11 protein-coding genes and 1 tRNA gene are annotated in these 15,248 nt (G+C 63.8%); 8 read left to right on the top strand and 4 right to left on the bottom strand.

Translation table 11 applies throughout. The annotated features are described in order from the left end of the window. Window positions 1–56: 56 nt before the first annotated feature. The 3 genes from purL to rnr form a co-directional block, all read right to left on the bottom strand. Window positions 57–3,950: a phosphoribosylformylglycinamidine synthase gene (gene purL / locus G3480_RS08995; protein WP_164653541.1), complete on the bottom strand. Its 3,894-nt coding sequence runs from the start codon at window positions 3,948–3,950 to the stop codon at window positions 57–59. Between the two features lie 99 nt (window positions 3,951–4,049). Then, window positions 4,050–4,796: a 23S rRNA (guanosine(2251)-2'-O)-methyltransferase RlmB gene (gene rlmB / locus G3480_RS09000; RefSeq protein WP_164653542.1), complete on the bottom strand. Its 747-nt coding sequence runs from the start codon at window positions 4,794–4,796 to the stop codon at window positions 4,050–4,052. 2 nt (window positions 4,797–4,798) lie between these two features. Continuing rightward, the gene (rnr, locus tag G3480_RS09005; protein WP_164653543.1) at window positions 4,799–7,114 is read right to left on the bottom strand and encodes a ribonuclease R; all 2,316 of its coding nucleotides are present in this window, start codon (window positions 7,112–7,114) and stop codon (window positions 4,799–4,801) included. A 117-nt stretch (window positions 7,115–7,231) separates the two neighbouring features. Here rnr and G3480_RS09010 point away from each other — a divergent pair. Further along, window positions 7,232–7,318 (top strand) — tRNA-Leu (locus tag G3480_RS09010). Between the two features lie 132 nt (window positions 7,319–7,450). On the opposite strand, the gene pssA is transcribed toward G3480_RS09010, so the two are convergent. Then, window positions 7,451–8,209 carry a CDP-diacylglycerol--serine O-phosphatidyltransferase gene (gene pssA, locus G3480_RS09015; protein ID WP_164653544.1) on the bottom strand — a complete coding sequence of 253 codons (759 nt, stop codon included), beginning with the start codon at window positions 8,207–8,209 and terminating at the stop codon, window positions 7,451–7,453. A 265-nt stretch (window positions 8,210–8,474) separates the two neighbouring features. Between pssA and hoxE the strand changes: the two genes are divergently transcribed. From hoxE to G3480_RS09050, 7 genes are all read left to right on the top strand, one after another. Continuing rightward, window positions 8,475–8,969, top strand: a complete 495-nt coding sequence (hoxE, locus tag G3480_RS09020) for a bidirectional hydrogenase complex protein HoxE (protein WP_164653545.1) — start codon at window positions 8,475–8,477, stop codon at window positions 8,967–8,969. Between the two features lies 1 nt (window position 8,970). Next, a complete protein-coding gene (gene nuoF / locus G3480_RS09025; RefSeq protein WP_164653546.1) occupies window positions 8,971–10,590 on the top strand; it encodes an NADH-quinone oxidoreductase subunit NuoF in 1,620 nt (539 codons plus the stop codon). 315 nt (window positions 10,591–10,905) lie between these two features. Further along, window positions 10,906–11,637, top strand: coding sequence for a bidirectional hydrogenase complex protein HoxU (gene hoxU / locus G3480_RS09030; protein ID WP_206171610.1), 732 nt, complete (start codon window positions 10,906–10,908; stop codon window positions 11,635–11,637). Further along, on the top strand, window positions 11,634–12,176 hold the full coding sequence (locus G3480_RS09035; protein ID WP_164653547.1) for an NADH-quinone oxidoreductase subunit B family protein: 543 nt from the start codon (window positions 11,634–11,636) through the stop codon (window positions 12,174–12,176). Before hoxU ends, G3480_RS09035 begins: the two co-directional genes overlap by 4 nt. A gap of 43 nt (window positions 12,177–12,219) precedes the next feature. Further along, complete coding sequence (locus tag G3480_RS09040; RefSeq protein ID WP_164653548.1) at window positions 12,220–12,507, top strand: hypothetical protein; 288 nt, start codon at window positions 12,220–12,222, stop codon at window positions 12,505–12,507. A 58-nt stretch (window positions 12,508–12,565) separates the two neighbouring features. After that, entirely contained in the window at window positions 12,566–13,993 is a 1,428-nt protein-coding gene (locus G3480_RS09045; RefSeq protein ID WP_164653549.1) for a Ni/Fe hydrogenase subunit alpha, read from the top strand. A gap of 9 nt (window positions 13,994–14,002) precedes the next feature. Beyond that, on the top strand, window positions 14,003–14,500 hold the full coding sequence (locus G3480_RS09050) for a hydrogenase maturation protease (protein WP_164653550.1): 498 nt from the start codon (window positions 14,003–14,005) through the stop codon (window positions 14,498–14,500). Window positions 14,501–15,248 lie beyond the last annotated feature (748 nt).

Consider the following 15,248-nt stretch of genomic DNA (forward strand, 5'->3'; position numbering starts at 1 on the left):
AAACAATTTATGGACACTTTCTAAGCAGTCATGCACGGCCAGCGCTCCTCGTGACTTCAGTCGACCCAGAGGCGCGCGTTGCGGAAGAGACGCATCCAGGGGCCGTCTTGCCCCCAATCCTGCGGATACCAGGAATTCTGAAGGGCACGGAAGACGCGTTCAGGATGCGGCATCATGATGGTCACGCGACCGTCCGTGCTCGTCAGGCCGGCGATCCCGCTGGGCGAACCGTTCGGATTGGCGGGATAGGTCTCGGCCACTCGGCCGTCGTTCTCGATGTAGCGTGCGACCACGTAGGGCTCGGCCGCAAGGAGGTGCTGGGTGTCGCGGAACTCCGCGCGCCCCTCACCATGCGCAACGGCAATGGGGATACGCGAGCCTGCCATCCCCGCCAAGAGCACGGAGTCGCTCTTTCCCACTTCGAGCAAGAGCGTACGTGCCTCGAACTGCTCGGAGCGGTTGCGTACGAAATGCGGCCAATGGTCGGCACCCGGGATCAGCTCACGCAGATTCGAGAGCATCTGGCAGCCATTGCAGATACCCAGTGCGAAGGTATCCGAGCGCTCGAAAAAGGCCTGGAACTGATCGCGTGTCTTGGGGTTGAACAAGATGGTCTTGGCCCAGCCCTCGCCCGCGCCCAGGACGTCCCCATAGGAGAAACCGCCGCAAGCGACCAAGCCGCGGAACTGTGCGAGGTCGATACGCCCGGCAATGACGTCAGAAAGATGCACATCCACGCAGGCGAAGCCAGCCGCGTGAAAGGCGGCCGCCATCTCGATCTGACCATTGACGCCCTGATCCCGAAGGATGGCGATGGGCGGGCGCGCTCCGCGCTCCACATAGGGCGCGGCGATGTCGTCATCCGGATCGAAGCTGAGCAGGGAGCTTAGGCCAGGATCCGGGCTCGCGATCCGGTCGAAGGCCTCTTGTGCGCACTCCGGATTATCGCGCAGCGATTGCATCCACAGGCTGGTCTCGGACCAGGCCTGCTGCAGGTCCACGCGCGTTGCCTCGAACAACACCTTGCAGCGACGACAGATGCGGATCTCGTCGCTGTCGTCCAGCATGGCGATGACCGGGCTGAACTCGGCAAGCCCGTAGTAGTCCAGGATCCGCAGCACAATATCCGTCTCCGTATGCCGGACCTGGATCACGGCACCGAGTTCCTCACTGAACAGGGCCGACAAATCGTCCGGCCCGACGGCCGCCAGATCGACATCGACGCCGCAACGTCCGGCGAAGGCCATCTCGCAGAGGGTCGTGATCAGCCCTCCGTCGGAGCGATCGTGATAGGCGAGGATGAGGTCTTCCTCGCGCAGTTCCTGTATGGCGGCAAAAAAGCGCTTGAGCAGGTCCGCATCGTCCAGATCCGGGACTGCCGCGCCGACATGGTTGAAGACCTGCGCCAAACAGGAGCCGCCCAGCCGGTTTTGTCCGCGGCCGAGATCGATGAGGATGAGGTCGGTGTCACCTTCGTCGGTGCGTAGCTGGGGTGTCAGCGTCCGCCGCACGTCCGCGACCGGCGCAAAGGCCGAGACGATGAGTGACAAGGGCGACGTCATCTCACAGCGATCACCCCCGGCGCCCTGCCAAACCGTCTTCATGCTCATGGAGTCCTTGCCGACCGGAATGGCGATCCCGAGCGCCTCGCACAGCTCCATGCCGACGGCACGCACGGTGTCATAGAGCCGCGCGTCCTCACCCGGATGGCCTGCGGCCGCCATCCAATTGGCCGAGAGCTTGATGTCGCCGAGCTGCTCGATGTTGGCGGCCGCAATGTTGGTAATCGCCTCGGCCACCGCCATGCGGCCGGATGCGGGCGCATTCAGCAGCGCGAGCGGCGTGCGCTCGCCCATCGCCATGGCCTCACCAGTGAAGCCGCGGAAGTCACTGATGGTCACGGCGCAGTCAGCAACAGGGACTTGCCAAGGGCCAACCATTTGGTCGCGCGCCACCTGCCCCGTGATGCTGCGGTCGCCGATGGTGATGAGAAAGGTCTTGTCCGCAACGGTCGGCAGCCGCAGGACGCGATAGAGCGCCGCGCCGATGTCGATCTCGCTGGGATCGAAGTCGTCACAGGGCGGATCCACTCGGGCCACATCGCGCAGCATCTTGGGCGGTTTGCCCAGCAACAGCGAGAGCGGCATGTCGATCGGCCGATCCTGGAAATGCGCATCCTCCAGCCTCAGGTGCGCTTCCTCGGTGGCCTGCCCGACGACAGCATAGGGGCAGCGCTCGCGCTCGCAGAGGGTCTTGAAGACATCCAGGCGCTCGGCGGCAACGGCCAGGACATAGCGCTCCTGCGCCTCGTTGCACCAGATCTCCATCGGCGACATGCCTGGGTCGTCATTGGGGATCTCGCGCAGTCCGAAACGACCGCCACGCCCGCCGTCGTGCACCAGCTCCGGCAAGGCATTGGAGAGCCCGCCCGCCCCCACATCGTGGATAAAAAGGATGGGATTCTCCGCACCGCGCGCCCAGCAGCGGTCGATGACCTCCTGACAGCGCCGCTGCATCTCGGGATTGGCGCGCTGCACCGAGGCAAAGTCCAGATCCTCCGCAGAGGTCCCGGAAGTCATGCTCGACGCCGCGCCGCCACCGAGTCCGATGAGCATCGCGGGTCCACCCAGCACCACGAGCGGCGTGCCGGCCGGAAACTCGCCCTTCTCGACATGCTCCGCACGGATGTTGCCGAGCCCACCCGCCAGCATGATGGGCTTGTGGTAGCCGCGCAGCTCGGCCATGCCGCCGGCGCTCGGGACCAGCTGCTCGTAGGTGCGGAAATAGCCAGCGAGGTTGGGCCGGCCGAACTCGTTGTTGAAGGCCGCTGCCCCGATCGGGCCTTCCAGCATGATATCCAAGGCCGAGACGATCCGGTCCGGCTTGCCGTGGTCCTGCTCCCAGGGCTGCTCGGCGCCCGGAATGCGTAGATTGGACACGGAGAAGCCGCAGAGACCCGCCTTGGGCTTGGCACCCTGGCCGGTAGCACCCTCGTCACGAATCTCCCCACCCGAACCTGTCGCCGCACCTGGATCCGGCGCAATGGCGGTCGGGTGGTTGTGCGTCTCGACCTTGATGAGGAGGTGGATCTCCTCCTCGGACTCACCGTAGACACCGCTCTCGGGACAAGGCATGAAGCGCCGGCCGTCCCAACCCTCGAGCACGGCGGCGTTGTCCTTGTAGGCTGACAGCACCCCCTTGGGCGCCTTCTCCGTCGTATTGCGAATCATGGCGAACAGCGAGCGCTCCTGGCGCTCGCCGTCAATGACCCAATCGGCGTTGAAGATCTTATGTCTACAGTGCTCGGAATTGGCCTGAGCGAACATCATCAGCTCGACGTCCGTCGGGTTTCGGCGCAAGCGACTAAAGCTGTCGACAAGATAGTCGATCTCGCCATCGGAGAGCGCCAAACCAAGCTCCAGATTGGCGGCGGCCAGCGCGGGACGCCCGCCCCCCAGCACATCGACACGCCCCAGGGGCCGCGGTTCGGCCGCATCGAACAAATGACTCGCGGACTCCATGTCGAAGAGCGCAACCTGAGTCATGCGATCGTGCAGCAAGGCTGCCGCAGTCTCGAGCCCCTCCCCCGCCAGCACATCCCCCGACGTGGAAAGGTAGTAGGCGACCCCGCGCTCGAGCCGCGCCACAGCCGCCAATCCGCAGTTGTGTGCGATGTCGGTCGCCTTGGAAGACCAGGGTGAGATGGTCCCCGGCCGAGGGACGACCAGGATCAGCGCGCCTTCGGGCGCGTGCGACGGCAGACTCGGCCCATAACGCAGCAGACGCTCGAGCACACCGCGCTCCTGCTCGCTCAGCTCGGCGGACAACTGGGCGAAATGGACATATTCCGCATAGGGTTGGACCTGTGCCCCGGTCTGCTCACTGAGACGATCGGCAAGCTTCTGAAGACGGAATTCGGAGATGGCGGGTGCGCCACGAAGGACCAACATGGGCGATTGCTCTAGGTGCTAGGGATGACGGATACATCTTAACTTGAGTGCGAGCCGCGCTGCGCTCCCAGAATGCACGGCGCCAAGCAATGACCGCACTCAGTGGCCTTGACGTTGCCGCAAGGCCTCGAAAAGGCAGATGCCGGCCGCGACAGAGACATTGAGGCTCTCGACCCTGCCACACATGGGTAGCTTGACCAGGGTATCGCAGCGCGCCCGCGTCAGGCGGCGCAGCCCAGTGCCCTCGCTGCCCATCACCAGACCCAATGGACCCCTCAGGTCGGTCGCATAGAGCGTGCCCTCGGACTCGCCGGCTGCTCCGATCAGCCAGATCCCGCGCTCCCTGAGCGCGTCCATGGTCCGAGCGAGATTGGTGACCTGAATGTACGGCAGGGTTTCCGCTGCGCCACTCGCAACCTTGCACACGACGGGCGTCAAACCCACCGCATTGTCCTTCGGCGCAACCACGGCATGCACCCCAGCGGCATCCGCGGTGCGCAGGCAAGCCCCAAGATTGTGCGGATCCTGAACCTCGTCCAGGAGCAGGAGAAAAGGCGGATCATCCAGCGCATCGAGCAAGACCGCGAGATCGCGCTCCGAGCGCGCGGCTGGCACACTGACCCAGGCGATCGCGCCCTGATGGGTGGCGCCTTCCGCGACCCCGTCCAGCGCATCGCGATCCATCTGACGAATCTTGACCCCAGCGGCCTTCGCCAGCTCGGCAAGCTCCCCCAAACGGCGATCGCGCCGACTGCGCTCCAGCCAAACCTCGCGCACCCCATCCGCGCCGTGCTTGAGCGCAGCGCGGACGCTGTGGATGCCAGCGACCGGCGTCTCACCCCGCATCGTCAAGAGGCCGGCTTGGGTCCGCCCGACTGGCGCTTGCGCCTGGAGCGACTGCGGCTCTTCTTCGCGGCGGCAGGCTTGGCCGGCGCTTGCTCGTTCTTCTTTGCAGGCCGCGGATTCCCGCGTCCAGCCGACTCAGCCAGGACGAAGTCGATCTTGCGATCGTCCAAGTTCACTGCCGCAACCTGCACCCGCAAGCGATCGCCGAGTCGGTAAACGGTGCCGGTACGCTCGCCATGCAGACGATGTCCGATGGGGTCGAAATGATAGAAGTCGTTATCCAGCGCCGTGATATGCACCAGGCCGTCGACATAGACCTCGTCCAGCTCGACGAAGATTCCGAAGGAGTTGACGCTGGTGATGCTGCCTTCGAAGGACTCACCCAGCTTGTCCTGCATGAACTCACACTTGAGCCAGTCCTCGGCGTCACGCGTGGCCTCGTCGGCGCGCCGCTCGGTGCCCGAGCACTGCTCGGCGATCTGCTGCAGATCCGTCTTGGAAAGCTCCAGGTCCGCCGCCGTGCCACCCGCGAGCAGGTGCTTGATCAGGCGGTGGACGATGAGGTCGGGATAGCGACGGATGGGCGAGGTGAAGTGAGTATAGGCATCGTAGGCCAGCCCGAAGTGACCTGCATTGTCCGAGCTGTACATGGCCTGCTGCATCGAGCGCAGCAAGACCGTCTGGATCAAACGGCGGTCAGGCCGGTCTTGGACCTGCTTGAGCAGCTCGGCATAGTCGGCGGCGGTCGGCTTGGCCCCGCCTGGGAGCTTCAGGGCGAGCTGCCCCAGGAACTCACGCAGATCGGTCAGCTTCTCTTCGCTCGGGGTGTCGTGGATGCGATAGATCGCCGGAATCCGTTTGCGCTGAAAGAGCCGCGCCGCAGCAACATTGGCCGCCAGCATGCATTCTTCGATCAGGCGATGGGCGTCATTGCGGATCTGGGGAACAATGGCGTCGATGCGCCCCTGGTCGTTGAACGCAAACTTGGTCTCGGTGGTATCGAAGTCGATGGCGCCGCGCTCAGTCCGGCGCGCCAGCAGGGCTTGAAAGAGCTGATAGAGTTCGTGCAGGTGGGGCAGCACCTCGGCGAAGCGCTCGCAAAGCGCGGGGTCGCCGTCGACGACCATGGCTGCGACCTGGTCGTAGGTGAGGCGGGCCTGAGAGCGCATCACGGCCTCGAAGAAGCGGGTTCGCATCACCTTGCCGTCACGGGCGACGTAGATCTCGGCCGTCATGCAGAGACGATCGACGTGCGGATTGAGCGAGCAGAGCCCGTTGGACAAGACCTCCGGCAGCATGGGAATCACGCGATCCGGAAAGTAAACGGAGTTACCGCGCTTCTGCGCCTCGGTATCCAGGGCAGTGCCTGGTCGCACGTAGGCAGAGACATCCGCGATGCAGACAAGCAGTTTCCAACCCTTGGGCGTGCGCTCGCAATAAACCGCATCGTCGAAATCGCGCGCATCCGCGCCGTCGATGGTCACCAGGGGCAATTGGCGCAGGTCGGTGCGACCCTCCTTCGCCGCTTCCGGCACCTCCGCGGCAAGACCGGCGATCTCGGACTCGACCTCGGCCGGCCAGTCCACCGGGAGATCATGGGCCCGGATGGCGATATCCGTCTCCATGCCCGCCGCCATGTGGTCACCCAGTACCTCCTGCACCCGCCCGATCGGCTGGGTTCGGTGCGTCGGCTGGTCGGTGATCTCGGCCACCACGATCTGACCCTGTTCAGCCTCATTCATCCGATCGCTCGGAATGATGATGTCGTGAGCTAGGCGTTTATTGTCAGGTGCAACGAAGCCGACACCACTCTCTTTATAGAGCCGACCGACGACGCTGCGCGTGTTGCGCTCGAGGATCTCGACAACCGCACCCTCTAGCCGCCCCCGCCGATCACGGCCGCTGACGCGCACGACGACGCGGTCGCCGTGAAAGAGCGCGCGCATCTCCTTGTTATAGAGATAGAGGTCGTCACCGCCCTCGTCCGGGCGCACGAAGCCGAAACCATCAGGATGACCGATGACGCGCCCGGCGATGAGATCGCGCTTGTTGACGGGACAATAGACCTGGTTGCGGTTGCGCACCAATTGGCCGTCGCGAACCATCGCGCCCAGGCGGCGCTCGAGGGCGACGAGGTCCTGCTCGTCACGCAGCGCGAGGGCCTCGGCAAGTTCGTCAAACGAAAGCGGAACCCCCTGCTCCGTCAGCGTCTCCAGGATGAACTCCCGGCTAGGGATTGGGTTTTCGTACTTCTTCGCCTCGCGTTGGCGATGCGGATCCCCGGTCTTTGCAGGGGCTGATGGTCTACGTCGTGCCACGTGATCTCATTCGTTGATGGAAAGCCCTAGTGTAGCGTTGACAACCCCAACCTGTCTCGCTAACATTCGCGCTCCACTGGCGGAGGGCGTCCACAAAGCGCAATCCAAGCCGGTCCTGCCGAGGTGGCGGAATTGGTAGACGCGCATGGTTCAGGTCCATGTGAACGAAAGTTCGTGGAGGTTCGAGTCCTCTTCTCGGCACCAGCTCTAGGCACCGTCCGATGACGGTACCAAAAACGCAAAAGGCGCTGATCCAAATGGGTCAGCGCCTTTTTCTTTGCCAAGTCTTGAACCTCCGACGCCACCAGAGCCGCCTCTAGCGGCCCTCGACCTCCGCTAGCTGCCAGCGGTCTCTCGCCGCCTGCGACTCCGGCTGCGCCTGAGCCTGAATACCGTCCAGACTGGCCCAGAAGCCGCGTAAGTCACCGCCAGGATGAAAAGCACGAGCGGCGGATAGATATAGACCACCGCAAAGCCGAGCATGACGGCCACCGCAAGCAGAAAGGGCACCCGCCCCTGCAGATTGATCTGCTTGAAGCTCAGATAGCGAAAGTTGCTCACCATCAGCAGTCCGGCACTGGCGGTCAGGAAGGCGGCCAGCCAGGAGACATCCGAGCCGTCGATGCCGAGATCATTCGCCGTCCAGATACCCGTGGCGATGATGGCCGCGGCTGAGGGACTGGCAAGCCCCTGAAAATAGCGCTTATCGGCGATCCCGACCTGCGTGTTGAAGCGCGCCAGACGCAGCGCCGCAGCCGCCGTAAACACGAATGCGGCGAGCCAGCCTACCTTCCCCAGCTCACCCAGCGCCCAGTGGTAGGCCACCAAGGCCGGCGCCACACCGAAGGCCACCATGTCGGAGAGACTGTCATACTCAGCGCCGAACTCGCTTTGGGTGTTCGTCATGCGCGCGATCCGCCCGTCGAAGCCATCAAGGAGCATCGCGGCAAGGATGCCGAGTGCAGCGGCCTCGAAACGATCCTGGGTCGCGGACAGCACGGCGTAGAAGCCGGCGAAGAGGGCCGCAGTGGTAAAGAGGTTAGGCAGCAGGTAGATGCCGCGCGGCCTGCGTCGCGGCCGAGGGGTCTCGTCCATAGTCGTCAGTGGTATCGGTGGGAGCTGTTGGCAGCGCAGAGTATAGCCGCGGATCCCTCAGTGCCGAAAGAAAGCCGGGCCGGGACTTGCAACTGGACTTGACCGCCCGCAGTGGATCGAGGCGGGGACTTCGTTTTGTCATAGACTTGCGTCATAGTACCTTCAGCTTGACTGGAGACTCGACCCTTCTGGTCCACCTAGCCTGCCGGATCAGCAGAGCAACGCGCCGCGACGCGCTCCCAATCACTGCCGCCTGGGAGGTGACATGACACTGCAGCACGCCAAACCGCCAATGCCGAGCGACGACAAGCGCTGGAAACTGGTCAACGCTACGATGCGCCGAAACGGCTATGCCGACCATGCCCTGATCGAGACCCTGCACAGCGTCCAAGACGCCTTCGGCTATCTTGACGAGTCATCCCTGCGCTTCGTCGCCGCATCCCTGGATCTGCCACTCAGCAAGGTCTTTGGCGTCGCGACCTTCTACCACATCTTCATGCTCAAGCCGAAGGGCCGCCACGCCTGCGTGGTCTGCACCGGAACGGCTTGCTATATCAAAGGGGCTGGAGCACTCTTGGAAGGTATCGAGGAGCGCTACGACGTCAACCCAGGCGAGACCACGGAAGACGACAAGCTTTCGGTGCTCACGGCACGCTGCGTTGGCGCCTGCGGACTGGCGCCGGCCGTCGTGCTTGACGGTGATGTCATCGGCAAGCTCGCCTCGGATACCCTGGTCGCCAAGCTCGAGGAGCTAGACTGATATGCATCTGGAAGACTTGGCCGAGAAGGCTGCCGAATTCGAAGCGGAAGAGGCTCACGTCACGCATGAGGTCCGTGTGTGCATGGCCGCGAGCTGCCAGTCCTCAGGCGCGACCCATGTGCTCGATGCGCTCAACCAGACCAAGGGCGACGGTGACGCGTCCTGCAAGGTCAAAGGGGTCGGGTGCATGGGGCTCTGCTCGGCCGGCCCCTTGGTCGCCGTGGCCGACAAGGGGGCCGATCTCGCCGGCTCCGTGCTCTACCGCGATGTCACCCCAGAGGATGCCGCCGACATCCTCGGCAGTGTCGGCGGATCGCCCGTAGAACGGCTGCGCTGCCCCACCGAACAGCCATTCTTCGCGCGTCAGCGCAAGATCGTGCTCGAAAATTCGGGCATCATCGATCCGAACAGCTTCAAGGGCTATGTGGCGGCCGGCGGCTACGCATCGCTGGTGCAGGCGCTCTCCGAGATGACCCCAGCCGACGTCCTGCGCGAGATCACGGCAAGCGGCCTGCGCGGACGCGGCGGTGGCGGCTATCCAACGGGGCTCAAGTGGTCGACCGTCGCCAAGATGCCGGGCGATCAGAAATACGTCATCTGCAATGCCGACGAGGGCGACCCCGGTGCCTTCATGGACCGCGCGGTACTCGAATCCGACCCTCACCGCGTGCTCGAGGGCATGGCGATCGCCGCCTACGCCGTGGGCGCGAGCAAGGCCTACATCTACGTCCGAGCCGAATATCCGCTCGCCGTCGAGCGCCTGCAGACCGCCATCCGCAAGGCGAAGCGGGCCGGCTTCCTCGGCAGCAAGGTCGCCGACACCCAGTTCAGCTTCGAGGTCGAGATCCGACTCGGAGCCGGCGCCTTCGTCTGCGGCGAGGAGACCGCGCTCATGGCCTCCATCGAGGGGCTGCGGGGGCAGCCGAGACCGCGACCGCCCTACCCGGCCGAGTCCGGCCTCTGGGGCTGCCCGACCCTGATCAACAACGTCGAGACCTTCGCCAACATCGCGCCCATCATTCGCGAGGGCGGTGACTGGTTTGCCTCCATCGGCACGGACAAATCCAAGGGGACCAAGGTGTTCGCGCTGGCCGGTAAGATCGAGAACACCGGACTGATCGAGGTTCCAATGGGGACAACCTTGAGGGACATCATCGAGGTCATCGGCGGCGGCATCCCGGACGGCCAAAACTTTAAGGCGGTCCAGACCGGCGGCCCCTCCGGTGGCTGCATCCCGGAGGCCCACCTGGACATTCCAGTGGACTACGACAGCCTCAAGACACTGGGCACTATGATGGGTTCCGGCGGCATGATCGTGATGGACGAGACCTCATCCATGGTCGACGTCGCCCGCTACTTCATGGAGTTCTGCATGACCGAGTCTTGCGGTAAATGCGTTCCCTGCCGCACGGGCACTTATCAGATGCACGGCATCCTCGACAAGATCACCAAGGCGCAGGCAAGCCACGCCGACCTCGCGCTGCTGGAAGATCTGTGCGAGGTCGTCCAGGCCACCAGTCTCTGCGGACTCGGACAAACGGCGCCCAATCCGGTGCTCAGCACCTTGCGCTACTTCCGCCAGGAGTACGAGGAGAAGCTGCAAGCGGAGGACGGCGCATGAGGCAGCATCGCGACGCGTCCGCGTTTCCGGCACCACACCGAGCCAGCACCGCGCTGACTCCTAGCGAGGCTTCGCCTCAGACCGACGCGTCATGCCATCGGTATCGCTATCGTCGGTTCGATACCGATACCGATACCGATACCGATACCGACGGCCTTGGATGGTCGGACGCTTCATCGAAATTTGACTCATCTACAAGCATTTTGCGCCCTCTAAGGATCCTAGGCGCTGTTTGAATCAGCGCCACTAGATCGAGCGCCAGCGCCCACTTCGAGGCCTTTCGCCGCCAGCCCCTGACGACTACCCGGAGGCACCATGCCCCTACCAGTCACGCCGCCAAACATTCGCGCCGTCACCCTCAAGATCGACGACCAGGATCTCTCTGCCCGTGAAGACGAGACCATCATCGAGGTCTGTCGTGAGAACAAGATCGCGATCCCTAGCCTCTGCTACCTCGATGGCCTTTCGGTATGGGGCGGCTGTCGCCTCTGCATGATCGAGATCGCCGGTCAAGGCCGACTCGCCGCTGCCTGCTCGACGCGTGTCGCCGAAGGCATGGAGGTCCGAACCAATACCGAGCGGCTGCAGCGCTACCGCCGCACCATCGTCGAGATGCTCTTCGCCGAGCGCAATCATGTCTGCTCCGTCTGCGTCTCCAACGGCCACTGCGAGCTTCAGACCATGGGCCAGAGCTGCGGCGTCGACCATGTCAGAGTGCCCTACCGGCAGACGCCTTATCCGGTAGACAGCTCGCATGAAATGTTTCGCCTCGATCACAACAGATGCATTCTCTGCACCCGCTGCGTCCGGGTCTGCGACGAGATCGAAGGGGCACACACCTGGGACGTCATGGGGCGCGGCAGCGACTGCCGTGTGATCACGGACCTGGCGCTGCCTTGGGGCCAGAGCGAGACCTGCACCAGCTGCGGCAAGTGCGTCCAGGTCTGTCCAACCGGCGCCCTCGTGAAGCAGGGTACTTCCGCCGGCGAAATGGTCAAAGACCAACACTTCCTGCCAATTCTCGCGCGCCGGAGACATGCCCAATGAGCACGCCGAACAAGATCACCGTCGCCACCACCTGGCTGGACGGCTGCTCCGGATGCCATATGTCCTTCTTGGACATGGACCAGCGCTTGGTCGATCTCGCGCAGCAGATCGACATCGTCTACAGCCCCCTGGTGGACACCAAGGAACTGCCGGATCAGGTCGACGTCGGCATCCTTGAGGGCTCCATCAGCAACGATGACGACCTGGAGAAGGCCAAGACCTTTCGCAAGCACTGTAAACTGCTGATCAGCCTCGGTGACTGCGCCGTGACCGGCAACGTCCCGGCCATCCGCAACCACTTCAAGCTCGCGGACGTCATGGATCGCGCCTACCGCGAGAACGTCACCCTGCAGCCGCAGATCCCGACCCGCTGCGTGCCGCCCTTGCTAGAGACCGTGAAGCCGATCCATGGCGAGGTCAAGGTCGACGTCTTCGTGCCAGGCTGCCCGCCGCATGCGGACGCCATCTGGTACGTGCTGAGCGAGCTGATCGAGGGCAGAACGCCAGACCCCAGCAAGGTCACACGCTTCGGCGCCTGAGACCAAATCTCACGAAAGAACTCCGAGCCAGCAGGAATCCCCTATGAGCGAAGCCACTTACGAGACCGGCGTCATCGTCGCGCTGCTTGAGCGCATGCGCACGCAACGCCTGCCGCGCGCGCTCGACCTCAAGGAAAAGGTGGACCGAGGCGAGCGGCTCGACAGTTTCGACATCTACTTCCTCCAAGAGGTCTTCGAGGACGCCCAACAACAGCAACCCCATTGGGGACAGCATCCAGAGCTGCAGGACATCATCGCCAAGCTCACCCACCTCTATCACGAGATCACGGCCAAGGCCTTGGAGAACGAGGAAAAGGCCGCCTCGACCTGAGCACCGCCGCACCCTCACCTCTTCTCGTCACTGGCTATTTGCACAGGGGATCGCCGCCATGAGCCGCACCGTCACCATCGAACCGGTCACCCGCATCGAAGGACACGCCCGCATCACTCTCCAGCTTGGCGACGGCGGCGGGGTCGAGGATGCCAAGTTCCACCTAACCCAGTTCCGCGGCTTCGAAAAGTTTTGCGAAGGCCGCCCCTACCGCGAGATGCCGGCGCTGACCGCGCGCACCTGCGGCATCTGTCCGGTCAGTCACCTGCTGGCCTCCAACAAGGCCTGCGACCATCTGCTCTCGGTGAGCATTCCGCCGACGGCCGAAAAGCTACGCCGGATCATGAACCTGGCGCAGCTCACCCAATCGCACGCCCTGTCCTTTTTTCATCTGTCGTCGCCGGACCTGCTCATGGGCTGGGACTCGGACCCAGTCTCGCGCAACATCTTCGGCGTCATGCGCCAGTATCCCGACCTCGCGAAAGACGGCATCCGGCTGCGCCAGATCGGTCAAAGCATCATCGAGACCCTGGGTGGCAAGAAGATCCATCCGACCTGGGTGGTGCCGGGCGGCGTCAGCGAACCCCTAAGCCAGGACAAGCGCGACGCCATCCTCAAGCTCCTGCCCGAAGGGCTGGAGATCGCCAAGCGCACCTACGACTTCTTCAAGACCCTGGTCCCCAAGTTCAAGGACGAGGCCGACCACTTCGGCACCATGCCCACGCTCTTTTTCAGCCTGGTCACGCCCAAGGGGAACCTAGAGCACTACGACGGCGTGCTTCGCGTCAAGGACGCCAAAGGCAACATCCTGGAAGACATGGTGCCACCCTGGGAGTACGAGCGGCTCATCGGCGAAGCCGTCGAGGACTACAGCTACATGAAGTTCCCCTACTTCAAGGCCCAGGGCTATCCCAAAGGCATCTACCGCGTCGGCCCCTTGGCCAGGCTCAACAACGCCAACGCCTGCGGAACGCCGTACGCCGACGTCGCCCTCGCCGAGTTCCACATGCTGCAGGAATCCGGCCCCATTGCCAGCAGCTTCCACTACCACTATGCGCGGCTGGTCGAGATCATCTATGCCATCGAGATGATTGAGCGCCTGCTCAAGGATCCGACCATCCTCGATACCCGTGTGCGCGCGCGCGCGCGCAGCAACCGCTCCGAAGGCATCGGAGTCGCCGAGGCCCCGCGCGGGACCCTGATGCACCACTACCGCATCGACGACGACGGTCTCATCACCTGGGTCGACCTCGTCATCGCCACCGGCCACAACAACCTGGCGATGAACCAATCCATCCGTCAGGTCGCCGATGCCTATGTCGATGGCAACGACCTCCAGGAAGGCATGCTCAACCGCGTCGAGGCCGTCATCCGCTGCTACGACCCCTGTCTGTCATGCGCCTCGCACGCCTTCGGACAGATGCCCCTGACCATCGAACTCAAGGACGCCTCGGGCCGGGTCGTCGATACCATGACGCGCGGTTGAGGACTGGACTTGAAGACGCTGATTATCGGATACGGCAGCCCGATTCGTGGAGACGACGCCTTGGGGCCGCTCGCGGCCGATCGCCTTGCGGGTCTGGAACTGCCGAGCCACGTCGAGGTGGCCTCAAGACACGTTCTGACAGCAGAGATGGTGGCGGATCTCGCCGACAAGGATCTGGTGATCTTTCTCGATGCGGCCGTGGATCTCGCCCCGGGCGAGGTGCGCTGCCAACCGCTCGCGCCAGATGAGCATGCGGTCTCGACCATGGCACATTTTCTCGATCCCCGAGAACTCCTGGCCTGGTGCGAAACCCTCTACCAACGCGTACCCGACGCCTACCTCATCACTGGCGGCGGCGATTCGTTCGACTATGCCAGCTATGAGCTAACCCCCATCGCCGAGTCCGCAATCGAGAAAATGCTCGACACCGTCAACAAGCTCCTCGCTCGCGAGCAAGTGGCGGATCGGACCTCCGCGCGCCCTCAACCGCAGGCTCTCGGCAGTTAAAATGGGCGCGCTCGCAGCGGCCCTACCCTGATCGATATCCATCGACCCCACCTCCGGGGGATTCACGATGAGCGCCGGCCTTGAGACCCACCCCTCGCCTTAACCGAGCCTCAGCGTGCGTCTTGGGGGCGAGCAGCCTGCCAATCATAAGGCGCAATACGCGATCACTCTGACGCCCTCGTTTTGGCAGTGAACATGAGTTGGCTCTATTCGCAGGCGCTGGTGGATTTCTGAACCGTCGATGCGGCAGTGAACCCGGTGTGGGAGGTGTGCCGTGCCTCGACGGCTTTCTGAGCTGCCTATGGGGCAGTGAACGCGGATCTCTATAGGCGCCTAGCCTCGTAGGGCGGATGCCCGATAGGGCGATCCGCCATCACGATACCGAGCAAAATGGCGGAACCGCTATCGCGTTCCGCCCTACGCGGGCTCCCGGCGGCGGGGAGAAGAAGCGACGCATCAGGGTTCACCGCCGCGCCCCCTGCGTCAATCCTCTGACCACGAGCCGATGGCGGCGACCCAGCCTCGTAGGGCGGATGCCCGATAGGGCGATCCGCCATCACGATACCGAGCAAAATGGCGGAACCGCTATCGCGTTCCGCCCTACGCGGGCTAACGGCGGCGGGGAGAAGAAGTGACGCATCAGGGTTCACCGCCGCGCCCCCTGCGTCAATCCTCTGACCATGAGCCGATGGCGGCGACCCAGCCTCGTAGGGCGGATGCCCGATAGGGCGATCCGCCATCACGATAC

This window comes from Thiorhodococcus mannitoliphagus (assembly GCF_010915725.1).
Taxonomy (GTDB): domain Bacteria; phylum Pseudomonadota; class Gammaproteobacteria; order Chromatiales; family Chromatiaceae; genus Thiorhodococcus; species Thiorhodococcus mannitoliphagus.